The organism is Streptomyces sp. NPDC059851 (assembly GCF_042732005.1).
In the GTDB taxonomy this organism is placed as follows: domain Bacteria; phylum Actinomycetota; class Actinomycetes; order Streptomycetales; family Streptomycetaceae; genus Streptomyces.
The window spans coordinates 14,716-32,213 of sequence record NZ_JBHWJJ010000062.1; the positions used below are offsets into that span (position 1 = coordinate 14,716).

13 protein-coding genes and 2 pseudogenes are annotated in these 17,498 nt (G+C 71.3%); 8 read left to right on the forward strand and 7 right to left on the reverse strand.

The window, feature by feature from the left end:
• Positions 1–20: 20 nt before the first annotated feature.
• Positions 21–2,438, reverse strand: coding sequence for an ADP-ribosyltransferase domain-containing protein (locus ACFV7Q_RS21440; RefSeq protein ID WP_385430582.1), 2,418 nt, complete (start codon positions 2,436–2,438; stop codon positions 21–23).
• Between the two features lie 825 nt (positions 2,439–3,263).
• On the opposite strand from ACFV7Q_RS21440, the pseudogene ACFV7Q_RS21445 reads away from it, so the two are divergent.
• Together ACFV7Q_RS21445 and ACFV7Q_RS21450 are read left to right on the forward strand one after the other, a co-directional pair.
• Positions 3,264–3,431 (forward strand): annotated as a pseudogene (locus tag ACFV7Q_RS21445) (SAM-dependent methyltransferase); the annotation flags it as partial.
• Positions 3,432–3,675: 244 nt separating this feature from the next.
• Positions 3,676–4,188, forward strand: coding sequence for a hypothetical protein (locus tag ACFV7Q_RS21450; RefSeq protein WP_385430584.1), 513 nt, complete (start codon positions 3,676–3,678; stop codon positions 4,186–4,188).
• A gap of 141 nt (positions 4,189–4,329) precedes the next feature.
• Here the strand turns inward: ACFV7Q_RS21450 and ACFV7Q_RS21455 are convergent, their stop codons facing one another.
• Positions 4,330–6,291: a WD40 repeat domain-containing serine/threonine protein kinase gene (locus ACFV7Q_RS21455; RefSeq protein ID WP_385430586.1), complete on the reverse strand. Its 1,962-nt coding sequence runs from the start codon at positions 6,289–6,291 to the stop codon at positions 4,330–4,332.
• Between the two features lie 579 nt (positions 6,292–6,870).
• Here ACFV7Q_RS21455 and ACFV7Q_RS21460 point away from each other — a divergent pair.
• A pseudogene (locus ACFV7Q_RS21460) lies at positions 6,871–7,143 on the forward strand (IS701 family transposase); the annotation flags it as partial.
• Positions 7,144–7,175: 32 nt separating this feature from the next.
• Here ACFV7Q_RS21460 and ACFV7Q_RS21465 read toward each other — a convergent pair.
• Complete coding sequence (locus ACFV7Q_RS21465; protein WP_385430588.1) at positions 7,176–8,069, reverse strand: MerR family transcriptional regulator; 894 nt, start codon at positions 8,067–8,069, stop codon at positions 7,176–7,178.
• Between the two features lie 457 nt (positions 8,070–8,526).
• Here ACFV7Q_RS21465 and ACFV7Q_RS21470 point away from each other — a divergent pair, with 457 nt between their 5' ends.
• Positions 8,527–8,892: a TetR/AcrR family transcriptional regulator C-terminal ligand-binding domain-containing protein gene (locus ACFV7Q_RS21470; protein WP_385430590.1), complete on the forward strand. Its 366-nt coding sequence runs from the start codon at positions 8,527–8,529 to the stop codon at positions 8,890–8,892.
• A gap of 149 nt (positions 8,893–9,041) precedes the next feature.
• The gene (locus ACFV7Q_RS21475; RefSeq protein WP_385430592.1) at positions 9,042–9,707 is read left to right on the forward strand and encodes a hypothetical protein; all 666 of its coding nucleotides are present in this window, start codon (positions 9,042–9,044) and stop codon (positions 9,705–9,707) included.
• 491 nt (positions 9,708–10,198) lie between these two features.
• On the opposite strand, the gene ACFV7Q_RS21480 is transcribed toward ACFV7Q_RS21475, so the two are convergent.
• Complete coding sequence (locus ACFV7Q_RS21480; RefSeq protein ID WP_385430594.1) at positions 10,199–11,263, reverse strand: polyprenyl synthetase family protein; 1,065 nt, start codon at positions 11,261–11,263, stop codon at positions 10,199–10,201.
• A 222-nt stretch (positions 11,264–11,485) separates the two neighbouring features.
• Between ACFV7Q_RS21480 and ACFV7Q_RS21485 the strand changes: the two genes are divergently transcribed.
• The 3 genes from ACFV7Q_RS21485 to ACFV7Q_RS21495 all read left to right on the forward strand — a co-directional run bounded on the left by ACFV7Q_RS21485 (position 11,486) and on the right by ACFV7Q_RS21495 (position 14,785).
• Positions 11,486–12,289 carry a sulfotransferase family protein gene (locus ACFV7Q_RS21485; protein WP_385430596.1) on the forward strand — a complete coding sequence of 268 codons (804 nt, stop codon included), beginning with the start codon at positions 11,486–11,488 and terminating at the stop codon, positions 12,287–12,289.
• 124 nt (positions 12,290–12,413) lie between these two features.
• Positions 12,414–13,607: a CaiB/BaiF CoA transferase family protein gene (locus ACFV7Q_RS21490; RefSeq protein WP_385430598.1), complete on the forward strand. Its 1,194-nt coding sequence runs from the start codon at positions 12,414–12,416 to the stop codon at positions 13,605–13,607.
• Positions 13,604–14,785 carry an acyl-CoA dehydrogenase family protein gene (locus ACFV7Q_RS21495; RefSeq protein ID WP_385430600.1) on the forward strand — a complete coding sequence of 394 codons (1,182 nt, stop codon included), beginning with the start codon at positions 13,604–13,606 and terminating at the stop codon, positions 14,783–14,785. Before ACFV7Q_RS21490 ends, ACFV7Q_RS21495 begins: the two co-directional genes overlap by 4 nt.
• A gap of 157 nt (positions 14,786–14,942) precedes the next feature.
• On the opposite strand, the gene ACFV7Q_RS21500 is transcribed toward ACFV7Q_RS21495, so the two are convergent.
• Genes ACFV7Q_RS21500 through ACFV7Q_RS21510 form a run of 3 tightly spaced genes read right to left on the reverse strand, consistent with a single transcriptional unit; the run spans position 14,943 to position 17,483 of the window.
• The gene (locus ACFV7Q_RS21500) at positions 14,943–15,932 is read right to left on the reverse strand and encodes a phytanoyl-CoA dioxygenase family protein (protein WP_385430601.1); all 990 of its coding nucleotides are present in this window, start codon (positions 15,930–15,932) and stop codon (positions 14,943–14,945) included.
• Between the two features lie 49 nt (positions 15,933–15,981).
• Positions 15,982–17,268 (reverse strand): cation:proton antiporter, encoded by a 1,287-nt coding sequence (locus ACFV7Q_RS21505; protein ID WP_385430603.1) that lies wholly within the window; start codon positions 17,266–17,268, stop codon positions 15,982–15,984.
• Positions 17,269–17,273: 5 nt separating this feature from the next.
• The gene (locus ACFV7Q_RS21510) at positions 17,274–17,483 is read right to left on the reverse strand and encodes an MbtH family protein (RefSeq protein ID WP_385430605.1); all 210 of its coding nucleotides are present in this window, start codon (positions 17,481–17,483) and stop codon (positions 17,274–17,276) included.
• Positions 17,484–17,498 lie beyond the last annotated feature (15 nt).

The window sequence follows — 17,498 nt, forward strand, 5'->3', positions numbered from 1 at the left end:
CGTGGAACGGGGGGGGCGGTTCAGGACACCACGGGAGAGGCGTCCGTGACCTCGCTCAGCCGGACCGTGCACAGCCCGCGGGGCTCGCTCTTCACCTCCGTCACCTTGAGCTGGGTACCCGGCGTAAGGATGTATTCCTCCTCGCCGGTGAAGGCGGAGAAGCTCTTGATCCCGACCGCCCGGGCCGGCGTCACCTCGAAGAGGGTCCGCTTGCCGCGACTGCCCAAGAACGCCCTGGCCACCTTCAGCTCGGAGGTACACGAGGAGACGCCCCACCAGGTCACCGTCCGGCCCACCGGGTACTGCGCCCGAAGGTCCAGCGACACCCCGCGCCACAGCGGCTGCGTGTAGGTCGGCAGCTCCGAGACCGCCGAGAACAGCAGTCGCAGGTACGGCAGGTAGGGCGTGACCTTGGTGCGGTCGGGGGAACGCAGAACGCTGTTGATCTCGCGGTAGAAGGCTGACTCACAGGTGTAGAGGTGGAGCGCGGCGATCGCATCGGCGGACAGTCCGCCGCCGACCGCCTGGTCCGCACGGTGCTTGCCGAAGTCGTGGGAGCGTCGGATGTGCCCGGCGAGCCCGGACAGCGCCGCGGAGACCGGGGCGACGGCGTTCTGGAAGTCCATCAGCGGGGTGTCGAAGACACCGGTGATCGCGGGCAGGGCCAGGCCCTCGTCCTTGACGCTGGTGAGGCGCTCCAGGTACAGCTGGTGCAGGTTCATGGTCGACTCGATGAAAGCGCCCATGCGCGCCGCGACACCCCCGTCCGCACCGCCCGCGTCGGCCGCCGTCTTGTTCCACCCCTGGCTCGGCAGCCAGTCGATGCGGTCGGCGCCCAGCGAGGTCAGCGCGTCGTTGACCTGGGCGAAGTGGTCGCCCTCGCAGAAGATGTCGCCCTGTGCCGCCGGGTTCGCGTGGTCGAGGTGCCGGACCTCGACGTCCGGGTACTTCTGCTGGAGCCGCAGGACGACCCGCTTCAGGCTGCGGGCGTGCGCCCCCCACCACGCGAACACGACCCCGCGGTCCTCCTCGGCCGCTTCCTGCTTGGCCTTGAGGATCTCCTCGACGATCCGCTCGGCGACCGGCCGCCAGAACGCCGTGTGCTGGTCGGCACCCATCGCCCCGTCGCCGCTCGAAGTCAGCGACGCGTTCAGCAGGAGCACGCCCTGCGTCAGCATCGCCTGGAACCACTCCGGCGGCTGAACCGTGTCCCGCTCCTTCAGCAGCGCCCGCACGTCGGCGATCGGAGTCTTCTTGGCGATGCCGTACTTCCACATAGCCGCCGCCTTGATGAGGCACCGGATGCTGACGACCCGGCCGAACTGGCTGTCCTTCCAGTCGCTGAAGGTGTTGTCGAACATGGCTATGCCGGTGGCGCTCTCCGGCCGCGGGTACGGGTTCTGGCCGAAGACCACGACTTTCCACTTGTGCGGCGGGTTCGGCTTGAGCGCCTGGAACGTCAGCTCGCGGACCGGGACCACCTCGTGGCTGCGGCCCTTCCCGATGAACCGCGCGGCGTCCGGCTGCGCCTCGATGACCGGCTTCAACAGCGGGAGCCATGCCTCCCCGCCGCCGTCGAAGAGCTCGGTCAGAGCGAGGGGGTCGTTCGCATCGGGCTGGGGCTGCGGCGACAGGCCCGGAGCCGGGACGCCAGTCGTCGATCCGGTCATGGCAGAGGCGCTTTCGCTCGTCGTGGCAGAAGGAGAGGAGGGGGCGGTGGAGGGAGCGGGAGCGGAAGCGGCACCCTCGGGCACCGGCCCGGGGGCGACGGGCGTGACGGCCGCCGGCGGCACGATGCGCACCCGCTGGTCGACGGGCGCGTTCTCGATCCCGTGGAGCTGGGAGGTGATCGTGGAGCGCAGCTCGTCGTCGTCCTCGAACCAGTGGTCGTGGAAGAGCGTGTAGCCGGTCCACATCAGATTGGCGCACACCCGGGCCGGCACCTGGCCGGTCTGCGCCCCCAACCCGACCAACGCCACGGACCGGATGCTGCCCGGCGTCTTCCGGTTCTGCCGATGGACGGCCTGGAAAGCGGCCGCGCACGCCAACGCCACGTTCAGCGTGGCGCTGACGTTCTGCGAGGACCGCACCATCGTCGGCGTCGATATCAGGTATCGGGGGACGGTCGCGCCGGACGGGACGCAGACCGCACTGCCCACCGGCATGGATCCGGCGAACCGGTCACGGATCGCCCGCTGGACGCGCACCTGAATGCCGGACCCCAGGTACCGCTTGATGACGGCGTCGACCCCACCGTCCATCCGGCCCCGGGAGTTCGTGGGGGTGACCCAGGCGTCGACGTCCTCCTCGAGGATCGAGCCCTTGCGGATCTCGATGCCTGGGGTGTCGGCGAACGCGGCGCGCCACGCCTCCACCACACGCTCGTTGACATCCGTCAGCACCACCCTGAGCGCGGGCAGCACACTGCTCTCGGTCATCGTCCGCTCCTGTCAAACAACAGCCGTTCCAAGACCTCGAACGTATCTCCCACCACTGACAACGCCGCTCCGGCAACGGTCCGGTGACCTGCTGTCATGCTCCGGTGAGCCCTCGCCGACCGGTGGCCGCACGCGCTCGTGTCCTACCGGACGTGCACCCGCCGGTTGAGGTTGATCGTGCGGTAGCCGAGTGCTGAGTGGCGGCGGCGCCGGTTGTAGTAGGAAGGCCAGCGGAACAGCTCGAGCCGGGTTTGTGATCTTCGCCAGGTCGGTGGCCAGGTCCGGCGACATGGCGCCGGCCGGCACCTTCACCTTGATCGACTTCACGTCGGCCGGGATGCCGCTCTGCCGGGCGACCCAGAACCCGAACCGTTTCTGATCAATGGACGACTGAGGCGCAGCGAACGAAGCCGGTCGGCGACGTGGTAGCCAGCCGCAAAGGAGGGCCGGTGCGCGGCCGGCGACGGAGGAGCCCATCCGCCCCGAATATGGGCGCGGACCGTACCCTCGCCGCCACGGCCGGGCGCAACCGATTGAACTTGCATCAGGCATGGATCCCGGCCAATTTTCGCCGCGCAGTCGGCCACACCATCGAAGGACGAAGCGGCCGAACTCAGCTGCAGAACCGTCAACATCCCTAGTACGACGGTGAAGTCAGGCTCTTCCACGGGTAGCCACACGATCACGACGTCCGTGGCGCCGCTGCGGAGCTGACCGAACGGATCAGTGAGTTCTGCCTACCGGATCTTGAGGCCCCACAGCGGGTAGCGCGCGGAACGCCTTCCAGTAGGGGTGGAGGCCCGCCACGTTGAAGGGCATCGGGCTGACCTCGCAGGTCTGGCAACCACGGTGGACCGCGTCGTCGCCGACGGCTGGACCCCCGTCCACGGCCACGTCAGCACCCGCGCCGAGCTGGACGCCTACGAGTGGGCATGCTGGGGCTCGCTGGCCGGACGGGCCCTGGACCACCCGGCCGATCCGGCCGCCGCGAGACCGTACGGGCCGAGGCGGAGTCCCTGGCCGCCGCGTTCGACGCGCCCAACGGCACGACCGGGGTCGGCGACCGGCGGCGCGCCCGGCTGGGGTGTGCGCGCCCCTGACTGGGGAGCCGTTGCCGCTGGGGCTGCGTACGGCCGCCGGGTCCGCCTCCGGCGGGGGCGCGGGCGGTGCTGCCGGTGCTCCGGCTGTCCCCGCGATCCCTGGGGAGTTCGTCGAGCTGGTGCGGGATGCGCGGCGGATGGCCGCGCTGGGGCACCCGGACGACACGCCGCTGTGGCGGCGGATCACCGCCGTGACCGGCGAGGCCGGGTACGCGCACGACGACCGGCTCGGCCCGGAGGCGCGCCTGCGAGCTGTTCGAGGACGACCGGGAAACAAGGCCGTGGCCGCGAGGACGGAGGCTGCCGCGATGTTCGGCGCGGCCGGCCTGCCCCGGGACGCGCTCGTCTGCAGGGTGCGGGCCCTCGCCTGGGCGTCCGTTCCGGGCACCGGGAGCGGGGAAGGCCGGAACGGCGACGCGCCGGAACCCCGGAACACCGCCGCGGGCGACTCTGCGGGGCCTGCCGCGGCCGACTCCGGTTCCGATGCCGGTGCCGGTGCTTCGGACCGGGCTGCGGTCCGTGCCGGACTCGACGTGGTCCTGCGCGAGGCCGTGGAACTGGCCGCCGCCTCGGGCGGCTCCCAGGACCTCGCCGCGCCGTCCGACCGGTCGGCGGTCAGCGCGGACCGGGAGGCTGATCGCCCCGAATGACGCCCAGGGGCGGCCTTCGCCCCCACCTGCCCGCGTCCGTGCTCCGGAGGACCCGGCCCCTTGGGCGAGCGGCGTAGCAGGCAGCCGGGCAGACTCCGTTGCGAACTCCACGTTCGTGGCATCCAGCGGTCTTCGTCGCCCTCAGGACAGCTTCCACACCCGGATGGTGGAGTCGTCGCTCCCGCTGGCGAGGGTGTCGCCCTTCGGGCTGAACGCGACCGAGGTCACGGCGCTGGTGTGTCCGTTGAGGGTCGCGCGGTGGACGCGGGAAGCGACGTCCCACAGCCGGACGGTACGGCCGCCTCCGCTGGCGAGGGTCCTGCCGTCCGGGCTGAACGCCAGCGACCGGATGCTGCTGTTGTGCCCGGTCAGGTTGCCGGCGGTGACGCCGGTGCGGGTGGCCGCGTCCCAGAGGCGGATGCTGCTGTCGGCGCTGCCGCTCGCCAGGATCTTGCCGTCGGGGCTGAACGCCACCGAGGCGACGGCCTTGGTGTGACCAGTGAGGGTGGCGGTGGTGGAGCGGTTGCCGAGGTCCCAGAGGCGGACGGTGCTGTCGGCGCTGCCGCTCGCGAGGGTGCCGTCGGGGCTGAACGCCAGGGACAGCACCGGCTTGGTGTGGCCGGTGAGGGAGGCGACGGCGACGGGGGAGCGGGTCACCACGTCCCAGAGACGGACGGTGCCGTCGTCGGCCCCACTGGCCACGGTCTTGCCGTCCGGGCTGAACGCCACCGCGCGCACATGCCCCGTGTGTCCCGCCAGAACGCCGACGGACTCCAGGCTGAAGACGTCGTACAGGCGGAGGGCCCTGTCGCTCCCGCCGACGAGAACCGAGCCGTCGGGGCTGTAGGCCACGCAGGTCACGGCGGCGTCGTGGCCGGGGAAGGGGCTGAGGCCGGTCTCGCCGAGGAAGTTCCACAACCGGACGCTGCGGTCGTTGCCGCCGCTGGCGAGGAACCTGCTGTCCGGGCTGAACGCCACCGACTCCACCGAGCCGGCGTGCTTCTTGATCTCGTACGCCGTGCGCACCCCGCCCGTGCCAGGTCCGTCGCTCCCGTCTCCCGAATCGCCGCCGCCGATCTTGTCGCCTGCCTTCTTGTCGCCCGCGCCGCCGTCCTTCTCGCCGCCGGTCAGCCGCACGACGGCGTACGTCCCGCCCGAGATCCCCGCCAGCGCGCCGAGCGCCCCGAGCAGGACGTTCCGGCGGCTGGGCCCCAGGTCGGCCGGGGCCGCCCGGGCGGTCGCCCCCAGGTCCATGGTGGGTACGTCGCGCACGGCGGGCTCCCGCAGCAGCGCGCGCATCTGCTCCGCGACGGCGGTGGCGTCGGGCCGGTCGGCCGGCCTCTTGGCCAGCATCGACGCCGCCAGCTCCACCAGCGCGGGCGGCAGGTCCGCCCGTACGGAGCTCAGGGTGGGCGGCTCCTCGTCCAGGTGCATCCGCATCAGCACCCAGGGCTGCGTGACCCCTGCGAAGGGGGAAGCACCGGTCAGCAGCACGTACAGCACGCACCCCAGGGCGTACACGTCGCAGCGCCCGTCCACGGACTCGCCCCGCCACTGCTCGGGGGCCATGTACGGCGGGGTCCCGAAGGGCTTGCTGGTGGCGGTCAGCCCGGTCGTGGAGTCGGCGGCGCGGGCGATGCCGAAGTCGCAGATCTTGAGGCGGCCGTCGGTGAGGAGGAAGAGGTTCCCGGGCTTCAGATCCCGGTGCACCACCTTCTGCGCGTGCGCGGCGGCCAGCGCCTCGGCCGTCTGGAGCGCGAGATCGAGCGCCCGGGGCAGGGGAAGGCCGTCGCCGGGCGAGTCGGCCAGCAGGTCCGAGAGGTCCCGGCCCTCCAGCAGCTCCATCACGATGAAGAGGCGGTCGTCGTGGTGGCCGATGTCGTGGACGACGGTGATGCCAGGGTGCTGGAGCCGGGCCCCGATGGCGGCCTCGCGGCGGAACCGGCCGAGCTGCTCCTCCGACGCGTCGAACTCCAGCAGCACCTTCACGGCCACGGCCCGGCCCAGCTCGACGTCATGGGCCCGCCACACCTCGCCCATGCCACCGTGCCCGAGCCGCACGTCCAGCCGGTACCGCCCGGCCAGTTGCTCCCCCGGCTGCATCCCGCCCCCTGGCCGCCCCTGTCAACTACTGCGTGTGCAAGGGGCCATTGTGCCGCAAGCTCGTCGATGTCCATCAGGTGGTCTTCCACAGGCGGATGGTGCGTCCTCGGCGGCGCTGGCGAGGAGCGGCCATCGCGGATGAACGCAACGGACCGCACGGGGGCGGTGTGGCCGGTGGCGCAGGAGGGGGTGCGGTCGCCGCCGAGGTTCCACAGGCGGACGGCGTTGTCCGCGCCGCCGCTGGCGAGGGTCCAGTATGACCGGGCCCGGCGAAGGGCAGCGGCCTCGGTCGCCGCAGCCTCGCGGCGGCGCTGGACACGGGTCTGCTCGATCGGGGCCGGCGCATCCTCCGTGGCGGGGAACGCGCGGCGGGACAGCTCTCGCATCGCGGCGTTCTGCCGCTCCACCGCTTCCGCGATACCCGGGTCCACCCGAGAAGGGGGCGCGGCCCGGCGGTGCGCCTCAATCGCACGGCGGTAGCCGTCCGACGCTGTCCGTCGTTCCACCGACGCGACGATGCAGTTGCGCCCGGTGGACGCATACGAATACGACCACCGCGACGGCGTGCTGATCCGCCGACGGTGGGCACTGGCACGACGCAGCCCGAGCCGACCAGACGACATCGCCTACTACCTCGCCTACGCGCCGCTGGACGTCACCGTCGACGAACTGGTGCGCGTCGCCGGCACCCGGTGGGTGATCGAAGAGTGTTTCCAGGCTGCGAAGAACGAGTGCGGCCTGGACGAGTACGAGGTCCGCCGCTACGTCGGCTGGTACCGGCACATCACCCTGGCCATGCTCGCACACGCCTTCCTCGCCGTGACGAGCGCGCAGGCAGCCGAAGAAGGGGATCCACCGGTGAGGACGTCGTGGTCTCCCGTCACTCAGTCGCGGGTGGCGAGTTCCTGGGCCATTTCCGCGCAGCGCACTCGAGCCGGGGAGAAGTCGTGGGGCAGCTTGGTGACCGCCTCGAAGGCGCTCATGCCGCCGTGCTTGGCGTCCGGCTCCGGTGTGTCTCCGGCGCCGTCGGGGCAAGCGGTGTCCAGGGCGTCGAGGAGGACTGCTTCCTCCTCCGCGATCCCGGACTCTTCGATCACCGTCATCAGGGTCTTCTCGAAGGCGTGGCGCTGGGCGGCCGTCTCGGCGACGCGCGGGTCGTCGACGGCGACGGTGTCGTCGAGTGCTTCCTCGCCGGTGTCCACGCGGTCGGACTCGGCCCGAAGTTCGGGATGGGTGGCCAGCGCGATGAACCGGGATGCCTGCACGGCCGCGCCGAGAGGGCCGAAGATCCGCTCGGTGACGAGCAGGGCGTCCAGGTCGGACTGGCGCAGCGAGCCTTCGGGAAGATTCTTCAGACGGCCGGTGACCGCCTCGGAGAGCAGGCCCATCCGGCTGCCCTCGGCACGCATCCGCTGCACGCGGGCCCGCTGGCGGGCAAGCTCCGCCTCCTGGGCGGCGAGGGCCTCCTCCAGCCGGGCCAAGGTGGCCTCTACGCCCTCCCCTTCACTCTCGCCGGTCCCGGTCCCAATCCCGGTCACGGTGGTGGTGAAGGCGTCACGGATGTCGTTCAGGGCGATTCCCGCGTCGGCCATCTTCCTGATCCACAGCAACCGGACCACGTCCTGGAAGCCGTAGCGGCGGCGGCCGTCGCCGCCCCGTCCGGGCTCGGGGATCAAGCCCATGTCGTGGTAGTGCCGGATCGCCCGCGGTGTCGTGCCCACGAGGGCTGCCACGTCACCGATCTTGGCCTGACGCGACACGAAGAAGGACATGGGCATCAGTGAAGGACCTTTCACACACGAACGAGGACAGCTCCACCTGACCACATAACGCTACGGCAGGTGCAAACCTGCCCCTGCCCCTGCACGTCGGGCCGTCCCGCACAGCACCAGCCGAGCCCCCTCCCCGCCCGCGCCGGACTTCAGGCGTGCGACGCGGCGCTCGACCGGTGCCCGCGCCGCGGCCAGGGCCCGGTTGACGGTCTTCTCCGTGAGGGTGAGTCCCTTCAGTGGCCTGCGTCTTGATGCCGGTACTCACCCAGGGGTCGCCGCTCTGGTAGGCGAGATCGGCCAGGAGTACTGGGCCGCGGACGGCGTCCACCCGGCGCCGGCCTGTCATGCCGCACTCGTGACGGCCTGGCCGCGCCTGGTCGCTGGAGTGGGCCTCGGGATTCGGTGCGGTCGCAGTCGTCAGCGGGCGCTGCCGAGGTTGCGGTCGGCGTCCGTGCCGCTGAGCATGAGGGTGCACTCCGCGCGCGGCGACCTGACGGCGTGGGCCGAAGCCGGCGTCGCCGCCATCCGCAAGCCCGAAGGCCGGCTGCTCGTGCGAGCCGTCGCCCTGTCCATGCCAGGCAGCGCCCAGGAGCAGGGATCGCGCACAGCACTTCGAACGCCGCATCCACGCCGTCGAGCGCATCCGCGAGCGGGCCGCTGCCCGCGGGGAGACCCGCCGCCCCTCGACCAGACCATCGACCAGCTCGTCGCACCGCTCTACCTGCCAGCCATCTTCGGCATCGACCCGCCGGCCTCCGGCTACCCCGAACTCCTCGTGGACCGCCTGCTCGGCGGCATGGGGCCGTCGCCGGCCGCAGATACTTCGTGATCATGTAACCGGTCTGCGACAGCGGTGTCCTGGAACGAAGACGCCGGGATCCCCCGGCTCACGGCTCGGTCATAGTGATCGAACAAGCGCCGAGGAACCTAACCGCTTCGGCCTCGATCACAGACCACGGACCACCAAGGGGCTCTTCCATGTCCGGCAACCGTCGCAAGGCCTTCCTCGTCTCCGCAGCACTCGTCGGCGGAGCCCTGCTGATGACGACGGCCTGCCAGAACTCCGACGCCGCCACGGACGCCGGCGCCGCGCAAGACTCTTCCTCCACCGCTTCGGCCGGCAAAACGGGCACCCCGGCCGGCTCGTCGACGGCGGACACCAGCCAGGGAGGCAACGGCAAGAGCTCCGGCGCGACGGGCAAGGGAACCGCGGAGGAGGCCGGCTCCGGCAACGGCAAGCCGGTCGGGCAGACCTGCGGCGCCAACGACATCGCCTGGAGCACCAAGTCCGAAAGCCAGGCCGGCGGTTACATCCTGATCACCGCGAAGGCAAAGCCCGGGATCACCTGCTACCTGCCCGCCGTGCTGCCCACCGTGGCTTTCGGGTCCGACGGCACCAAGGCGGGCCCCGCGGAGCAGGCCGTCGGCAAGCAGATCAAGCTGAGCGGGAACACCGCCGCCTACGCCGGAGTGAACCCGAAGACCACCAAGGAGAACGGCGGCAAGGAACTGGACAGCATCATCGTCGCCGTCGGCAACGACGACCCCAACCCCGCGTCCTTGCCGGTCGGCACCATCACGGTCGACCGCCCGATCGTCACCAACTGGCACACCTCCCCGAAGGACGCCGTCCCCGTCAAGTGAACGGACCCTCAGTCCGTGACCCTCGGTCGGTTCACCCGCCCGCGCCCTCGCCTCGCGCGGGCCGGTGAACCGCGGATTCGTGGTTCCAGGGGCGCACGTCGTGCCACGGCCGCGGCGGGACGGCCGACGTGACGGCCGGCCGACGGCCGACGTGACGGAGGGGGGCGGCCCATGCCCCGACCCGGCCCCTCAGGCGGCCACCGCCACCGCGCGGCGACGCTCGCCGCTGCGGCGGTCGCTCGACCGTACTCAGTTGCCCGGACCCGCCACCGCCCAGGAGCGCCGTCCCTCTCGGCGGGGGTCCCCCGACGACCGGTCCGCCCCGCTGTCGCCGACGTGCGGACCCGAATCACGAGTGAACACGCTCCGCGCTCGTCCCAGAAGGGCTCGAACGTCCCCTGGGCCATTCCGCTGGGGGCCGAACGCCCTTCAGGGGGGCCGTGTCGATTCGCGTCGCCGGCCGGCGCCCCGCGGGGGAAAAGCCCGACCGGTCAGCCGGTCCGGTAGGCCGCCTCCGCCGCCATGGTGCGCAACTCGGCCGCCCACTCGGCGGTGAGGGCCTCGCCGATGGCCCGGCCGGCCGCGTCGACGCGCTCCCCGATGACCGCCTCCACCCGGTCGCGGACGCCGGCGGTGACGAGCAGGCGGTGCAGGACGTCCGGGTCCGGTGCCGTGCCGTCTTCGGCGAACAGCGCCTGCACCGCGGGCACGTCCCGCAGGGCCAGGGACATCAGGAGGGTCATCTTGTGCTGCTTGAAGTCCAGCCGGGCGGGCTTGCCGGTGAGCTCCGCATCGCCGAACACGTCCAACAGGTCGTCCCTGAGCTGGAAGGCCTCGCCCACCGCCAGCCCGTACTCCTCGAACGGCGCGAGGAGCCCCTCCCCTCCTGCCAGAGCGGCTCCGAGCGCCAGCGGACGGGAGACGGTGTAGCGGCCGGACTTCAGCAGGGCGATCCAGCGGGCCCGCTCCGGATCCGCGCTGAACTGAGCGGCACTGCGCAGGTCGAGGAACTGCCCGATCATGAGCTCGGTGCACAGTTCCGCCCAGATGCGGCGGGCGTGGGGCGGGCAGTCGGCGAGCAGGCGCTCCGCGTACACGAGAGCCAGGTCTCCGGCGAGGACGGCGACCGCCTCGCCGTACCGGCGGCCCTCGCCCCGCCATCCGCGCCGCCCGTGCAGCTCTTCGTGCACCACGTGTGCCGTGGGTCTGTTCCTGCGCCGCTCCGAGGCGTCCATCACGTCGTCGTGCAGCAGGGCGAAACTGTGCAGCAGCTCCAGCGCCGCCGCGACGTCGACGACCACCGGGTCGTCCGGGTCGCCGCCGGCCGCGAGGTGGCCTGCGATGCAGAAGGCGGGCCGCATCCGCTTCCCCCCGCTGCCGAACATGTCCGCGACGCAGTCGAGGAGTTCGGCCGAGGCCGGCTCGATCGCCGCCCACCGCTGCTGTTCGTCAGCGAGGAACTCCTCGATCCGCCGCTCCACCCGGACGAGGAGCCGGTCGCGCTGCCGGCGTGCGGAGACGTGGGTCGTGTTGCGCGGTGAGAGTGTCGAGGGCACCTGGGACTCCTTATGCGGTACACGGCAGGGAGGTACAAGCATTTCTCGCACGCGCCCGGCGACCCCCGAAAGAGGCAGCTTCGGGATACAGGACAGGTCCAGTAGCGGCCCGCCTCCACCCTGTAGCGTCCACGGACCGTCTGCCGGGCGGCCGAACACCGCAGTGCGCCCCGGCCGCCCCGGGCGGATCCCCGACCCGGAACGACCTGCAAGGAGCTCGTCATGGACACGTCCACAGACGCCCGCACCGGACCCGCCCCCCGACTCGTGGAATCGCCGGTCTTCGTCATCTCGACGGTACGGTCGGGGTCGACGCTGCTGCGGTGCGTACTCAACACGCATTCCCAGGTGTACGCCGGCCACGAGATGCACCTGGGAGGGTTCCGGGTCGCCGTCGAGACCCCGCCGGCGGTGGCGGCGGCGGACGAAATGGGGCTTTCGGGAACCGAGTTGGAGCACATGCTCTGGGACCGGCTGCTCCACCACCAGCTGGAGGCCAGCGGGAAGAACGTCCTGGTGGAGAAGACGCCGGGCAATGCCGGCATGTGGCGGCGCATCTCCGCATGCTGGCCGCGCGCCAGGTACGTCTTCCTCCTCCGCCACCCCCTGCACGTGCTGGACTCGCTGGCCGAGATCTTCCGCGGCCAGCTGGCGGACCGGTCGCTCCCGTACAGCGCGCAGGAGGTGGAGGAGAAGATCCGCAGCAGCGCGCTCGAACAGCTCGCCCCGATGGTCGAGGCGGTGGCCGAGGCCCGCGCCCACCTGGACGGCATCACCGTCCGTTACGAGGACCTGACGACCTCCCCGGAGACCGTCACCAAGGCCCTCTGCGAGTACCTCGGAATCCCGTGGGAGGCCACCATGCTGGAGTACGGGAGCCACGACCACGGCGCCTTCCGGATGTTCCTCGGCGACTGGCACGAGAAGATCTCCTCCGGGGTGATCCAGCCCCACCGCCGGCTCCCGTCCCCCGACGAGGTACCCGAGGACCTCGCCGACCACTGCAGGGCCCTCGGCTACCTGTAGCAGCCGCCACCGGCAGCAGCCCGTACAGGCACTGTCAAGCGGCCCGCGCTGTGCCGCCGATAGCTTGCGCCTCCTGGAAGCCGTCCTCGCAGGGAGGGCGGCGGGTGCGAGGAGGTAGGTGCTGATGCCGGTCGATCCGACGACTGGTTGGCCGGGCCTGCGCGGGCTGCGCGTCCTGGACCTTTCGCGGCTGCTGCCGGGAGGCTTCGCCACGCTCATGCTGGCGGACCTCGGCGCTGACGTCATCAAGATAGAAAGCCCGAACGGGGGCGACTACGGCCGGACCGTCGACCCCGACGCCTTCGCCGCGCTGAACCGCAACAAGCGGTCCGTGGTGCTGGACCTGCGCGAAGAGGCCGGCCGGGAGACCCTCCTGCGCCTGGTGGAGCGCAGTGATGCGGTCGTGGAGAGCCACCGTCCGGGGGTCCTTGAGGGCATGGGGCTCGGCTACGGGCAGCTGCGCGCCGCCAATCCCCGGATCGTGCTCTGCTCGATCAGCGGCTACGGCCAGACCGGCCCCTACGCGGGACGGCCCGGCCACGACCTGAACTTCCTCGCCCTGTCCGGCTTCTTCGGAGTCCCGCACCGCCCGGACGCGGTCGTCGACCGGGTCGGCATACGGGTCGCGGACATGGCGGGCGCCATGTACGCGGCGTTCGCCACCACCGTGGCGGTCACCGCGGCGCGGACCACGGGCGAGGGCCAGCACCTGGACGTGTCGCTGCACGAGGCGGCCGCCGCCTGGTCCGGCGCGCTCACTCCGCCGCTCCGGGAGGACCGGGCCGCAGCCGACAGTCCCCTCGTCACGGGGGACAACGACGTGTTCCTCCTCGCCGACGGGCGCCGCATCTCCCTCGCGACGTTCGAGGACAAGTTCTGGCTCACCTTCCGCCGGGCCCTCGCCCCCGAGTTCCCCGCACTCGCAGACGGCAGGTACGACCGCCGGGCGGACCGGACGCGTGCCAAGAGGCAGGTGCGGGCGCTGCTCACGGGGATCTTCGCGCAGCGCGACCTCGCCTGGTGGTCCGAGGCCCTCTCCGCACTCGACCTGCCGTGGGCGCCGGTCTACGAGAGCACCGCCGAGGTCCTCGCGGACGAACACGTGGCGGCCCGCGAGCTGGTGGGCTCCCTGCCCGGCTCGAACGGCGAGCCCCCCAGGCACCAAGTGCGCTTCCCCGTCGTGTTCGGCTCCGGCCTCGACTCCCTGCGCAGCGCCGCACCGGGGCACGGTGAACACACCGCCGAGGTCCTGGCCGCGCTGGACGCCGAACGGACCGGCCGGGACTCGACCCGGGCCGCGGAAGGAGCGCGGTCTTGACCGGCAGCTCTGCGGCGGCCGCGGCCGGTGCGGCGGACGCCCTCTTCCTGGAAAGCGCCGAACAGCGGGCGCTGCGCGCGGCCGTCGCCGCGCTCGCCGGACACCGCGACCGCTCGGCCGGCAGCGGGTGGGCCGAGGAACTGTGGGCCGAGGCCGGGAAGCTGGGCTACCTCGGCGTCAATCTGCCCGAGGAGTTCGGCGGGGGCGGTGGCGGGATCACCGAGCTGGCCATCGTGCTGGAGGAGCTGAGCGCAGCGGGCTGCCCCCTGCTGATGCTCGCCGTGTCGCCGGCCATCTGCGGCACGATCATCAGCCGGTTCGGCACCGCCGAGCAGAAGCAGCGGTGGCTCCCCGGCCTGGCCGACGGAACGGTCCGGATGGCCTTCGGGATCACCGAGCCGGACGCCGGGTCCAACAGCCACCGCATCACCACCACCGCGCACCGGGACGGCACGGACTGGCTCCTGACCGGCCGCAAGGTCTTCGTCTCCGGTGTGGACACGGCCGATGCCACGCTCGTCGTCGGCCGCGCGAGCGGTGGCGCCGACGGCAGGCTGAAGCCGTGCCTGTTCATCGTGCCGCGCGAGACGCCCGGTTTCGAGTTCCGCGAAGTCGAGATGGAACTCTCGGCCTTCGAGAAGCAGTTCCAGCTCTTCCTGGACGATGTCCGGCTGCCCGCCGACGCCCTGGTCGGCAACGAGGTCGCGGGACTGCCGCAGTTGTTCGCCGGGCTGAATCCGGAGAGGGTCATGATGGCCGCCTTCGCCGTCGGGATGGGCCGGCACGCCCTGGACACGGCGGTGGAGTACGCCCGTACCCGGCAGGTCTGGTCGGTTCCGATCGGCGCCCACCAGGCCATCGCCCATCCGCTGGCCCGGAACCGCATAGAGTTGGACCTGGCGCAGCTGATGATGCGCAAGGCGGCCCATCTGTACGACCGCCGGCTCGAAGAGGCCGCCGCCGAGGCCGCCAACATGGCCAAGTACGCCGCGGCCGAGGCAGCCGCCGGGGCGGTCGACCAGGCGGTGCAGACCCTGGGCGGCAACGGGCTCACCGCCGAGTACGGCCTCGCTTCGCTGCTGGCACTCTCGCGGGTGGCCCGGATCGCTCCGGTCAGCCGCGAAATGGTCCTCAACTTCGTGGCACACCACACCCTCGGTCTGCCGAAGTCGTACTGATCACTGCCGCATGAAGGCGTGTCCGGGGTACCGGGCACGCCTTCTGCGTGTGCGCCGCCCACCGGAGGGTCCGTACGGCCGGACGGCGCCCGCACAGCCCGACACCCCGGCCCGGGCATACCGGGTCGGGGTGTCGGGGGTGCAGGAGCCGGGCCGGTCAGAGGTAGGCGTTGGCCGGGTTGAAGCCTTCGCCCAGCACCGGGATGCACTTGTGCCGGCTGATGTCGAGGTTCGACCCGTCGTACGTGTCACCCGTGGCGCGCTGCGGGTAGACCCACGTGTCGCCCAGGGTGTACCGCGCGTTCACGGCGAGCCGGAGCCGCGCGTCCGGCTTGGAGGCGCGGGAGCGGTGCATGCAGCGCTCGCTGAAGATGATGTACTCGCCCGCGTTCATCGGCATGGTCTGGGTGTCCCCGGGGCCGACCTCGAAGGGCTCGGTGACCACGGCGAGCAGGCCGGCGCAGCGCTCGGTCAAGAGGTCGAAGAGGTCGTCGAGGGAGTGCTGGTCGGGGTCCACGCCGTCGAACACCCGTCGCGTGTCGATGTCGAGGATCAGGCTGTTGTTCTTGGCCCGGGTGAGCAGCTCCTCCTTGGACTTGATCCGGTTGCGCGGGTCGACGTAGGCACCCGACTCGCTGAGGGTGACCATCCGCTTGGGGTAGGCCGTCCGCTGCGATCCCTTGACGAACTCCATCACCCCGTCGTCGTCGGAGACGTCGGTCAGCGGCAGCCAGAGCGTCCAGCCCCACTGGCTCGACGGGTTCATCGGGAAGAGCGCGGGCCGGTGGCCGCCGATCTCCTCGCCGTCGAAGTACCCGTACTCCTGGTGCCAGTCGATCGCGCCGTCGCCGGGGAACTTCTCGAACAGCTTGCTGCGCCACAGGACGAGGGAGTCCGCCCCGGTGGCTTCCTGCAGCGACTTGATCAGCTCGGGTGCGGTCAGGAGTTCGCGGACCTTCTCGTTGACGAGGTGCCAGTCACGGACCGAGTAGCGGTCGTACAGCGGATGGACCGGCTGGTTGTCGAGCACGTCGCGGAAGAACTCCCGGAGTTCTCCGATGGTGTCCTCGGAAGCGAAGCGGGGGAACGGTCCGACGAATCCGTTCGTCTGCAGTGCTTCGCGGGGCGAGGTCGTCATTGCGGTCATGTTCTTGCCTTTCAGCGGGTTCGGTGTCCAGGGATGTGCAGGGAGTCGGTCAGGAGACGCCTACGGCGTCCCGGGCGGGTGCCGGCGGTGCCTTGATGCTCCGCTTGCGCTGCAGCCGCTCGACCAGGCTCAGGCCCGGGCTCGTCATGACGGTGGTGATCACGGCCACGACGACCAGCTGGGCGAACACGGTGCTGGTGAGCAGTCCGGCCTCCAGGCCGATGTTGAGGGCGACGAGCTGGATCAGGCCGCGCGTGTTCATCAGCACACCGACCTGGGCGGCCTGCACCCAGTCCCGGTCGTGCCACAGCTGGGCGGCCGTGCAGGCCCCGAGCTTGCCGACCACGGACGCGGCCAGGAAGAGCAGCACCCCGGTCACCATGGCGACGGAGCCGAGCAGCTGGATGTCGGTGCGCAGGCCGGTGTAGACGAAGTAGAAGGGCAGCAGCACGCCGACGGCGAAGGGCCGCACGGTGGCCGACCACCGGGACAGCGCCTCGCTCTTGGGGAAGGCCAGGCCGAGGGCGAAGGCACCGATCACCACGTGGAGGCCGAGGAACTCGGTGACCGCGCACGCAGCGAACAGCAGGGCGCAGACCAGGGTGAGGAAGCCGGTGCCGGTGTCCTGCCGGCTTTCGGACCGGGCGAGGTAGTGCCGTACACCGGGGCGCACCACGCCGAACAGGACGGCCGCGAAGACCGCGAAGCCCAGGGCGGTGACGAGGGGGCTGACCTCACCGGACGCCGTGAGGGTGAGCATCAGGCCGATGCCCAGCCAGGCCACGACGTCGTCGATGGCTCCCGCACCCAGCGCGATCGTGCCGGTCCGCGAGCCGAGCAGGCCGCGCTCCTCGATGATACGGGCCAGCATGGGCAGCGCCGTGATGGAGACGACGATGCCGATGTAGAGGACGCCCGAGGTGCTGCCGACCGCGGGCACCATCTCCGGCCGGCTGCTGAAGAGCCAGGCGGTGACGCCGACTCCGAGGACGAAGGGCACGGAGATGCCCGCCAGGGAGACGGAGATGCAGCGCCGGAGCAGTCCGCTGCTCTTGGACAGAGAACTGCTGAACTCCAGCCCCACGAGGAACATGTAGAAGGCGATGCCCATCTGACCCAGGGCGTACAGGACCGGACGTGACTGGTCCGGGAACATCCACTCCTGGGCGTCCGGCAGGAGCAGGCCGAACAGCGAAGGGCCGAGCGCGATACCGGTGAGCATCTCCGCAACCACGGGCGGCTGGTTCAGCCGGGCCATGACGGCGGTGAGCAGCCGGCACACGACGATCATCGTGACCGCGCACAGCAGGAACTTCGTCAGGAGCTCGGCAGACATCCGCTTCAGCCGCCCATCGCTGCGATGAGGCTCTTGGGCCGCATGTCGGTCCAGTTCTGCTCGATGTAGTCGAGGCAGGCCTGGCGGGTGTCGGCCGCCTTGGCCACGTCCCAGCCGTCCGGGATCTCGGCGAAGTCCGGCCACAGGGAGTGCTGGCCTTCGTCGTTGACCAGGACCAGGTAGGTGCCCTCGGGGTTCTCGAACGGGTTGCTCATGACGTTTCTCCTTCG

Coding starts and splice junctions, on each gene's coding strand:
- ACFV7Q_RS21510 (WP_385430605.1), bottom strand. CDS start 17,483: ATGAGCAACCCGTTCGAGAACCCCGAGGGCACCTACCTGGTCCTGGTC.
- ACFV7Q_RS21490 (WP_385430598.1), top strand. CDS start 12,414: ATGCCGGTCGATCCGACGACTGGTTGGCCGGGCCTGCGCGGGCTGCGC.
- ACFV7Q_RS21485 (WP_385430596.1), top strand. CDS start 11,486: ATGGACACGTCCACAGACGCCCGCACCGGACCCGCCCCCCGACTCGTG.
- ACFV7Q_RS21465 (WP_385430588.1), bottom strand. CDS start 8,069: ATGCCCATGTCCTTCTTCGTGTCGCGTCAGGCCAAGATCGGTGACGTG.
- ACFV7Q_RS21505 (WP_385430603.1), bottom strand. CDS start 17,268: ATGTCTGCCGAGCTCCTGACGAAGTTCCTGCTGTGCGCGGTCACGATG.
- ACFV7Q_RS21500 (WP_385430601.1), bottom strand. CDS start 15,932: ATGACCGCAATGACGACCTCGCCCCGCGAAGCACTGCAGACGAACGGA.
- ACFV7Q_RS21455 (WP_385430586.1), bottom strand. CDS start 6,291: ATGCAGCCGGGGGAGCAACTGGCCGGGCGGTACCGGCTGGACGTGCGG.
- ACFV7Q_RS21470 (WP_385430590.1), top strand. CDS start 8,527: ATGAGGGTGCACTCCGCGCGCGGCGACCTGACGGCGTGGGCCGAAGCC.
- ACFV7Q_RS21475 (WP_385430592.1), top strand. CDS start 9,042: ATGTCCGGCAACCGTCGCAAGGCCTTCCTCGTCTCCGCAGCACTCGTC.
- ACFV7Q_RS21450 (WP_385430584.1), top strand. CDS start 3,676: ATGGCCGCGCTGGGGCACCCGGACGACACGCCGCTGTGGCGGCGGATC.
- ACFV7Q_RS21440 (WP_385430582.1), bottom strand. CDS start 2,438: ATGACCGAGAGCAGTGTGCTGCCCGCGCTCAGGGTGGTGCTGACGGAT.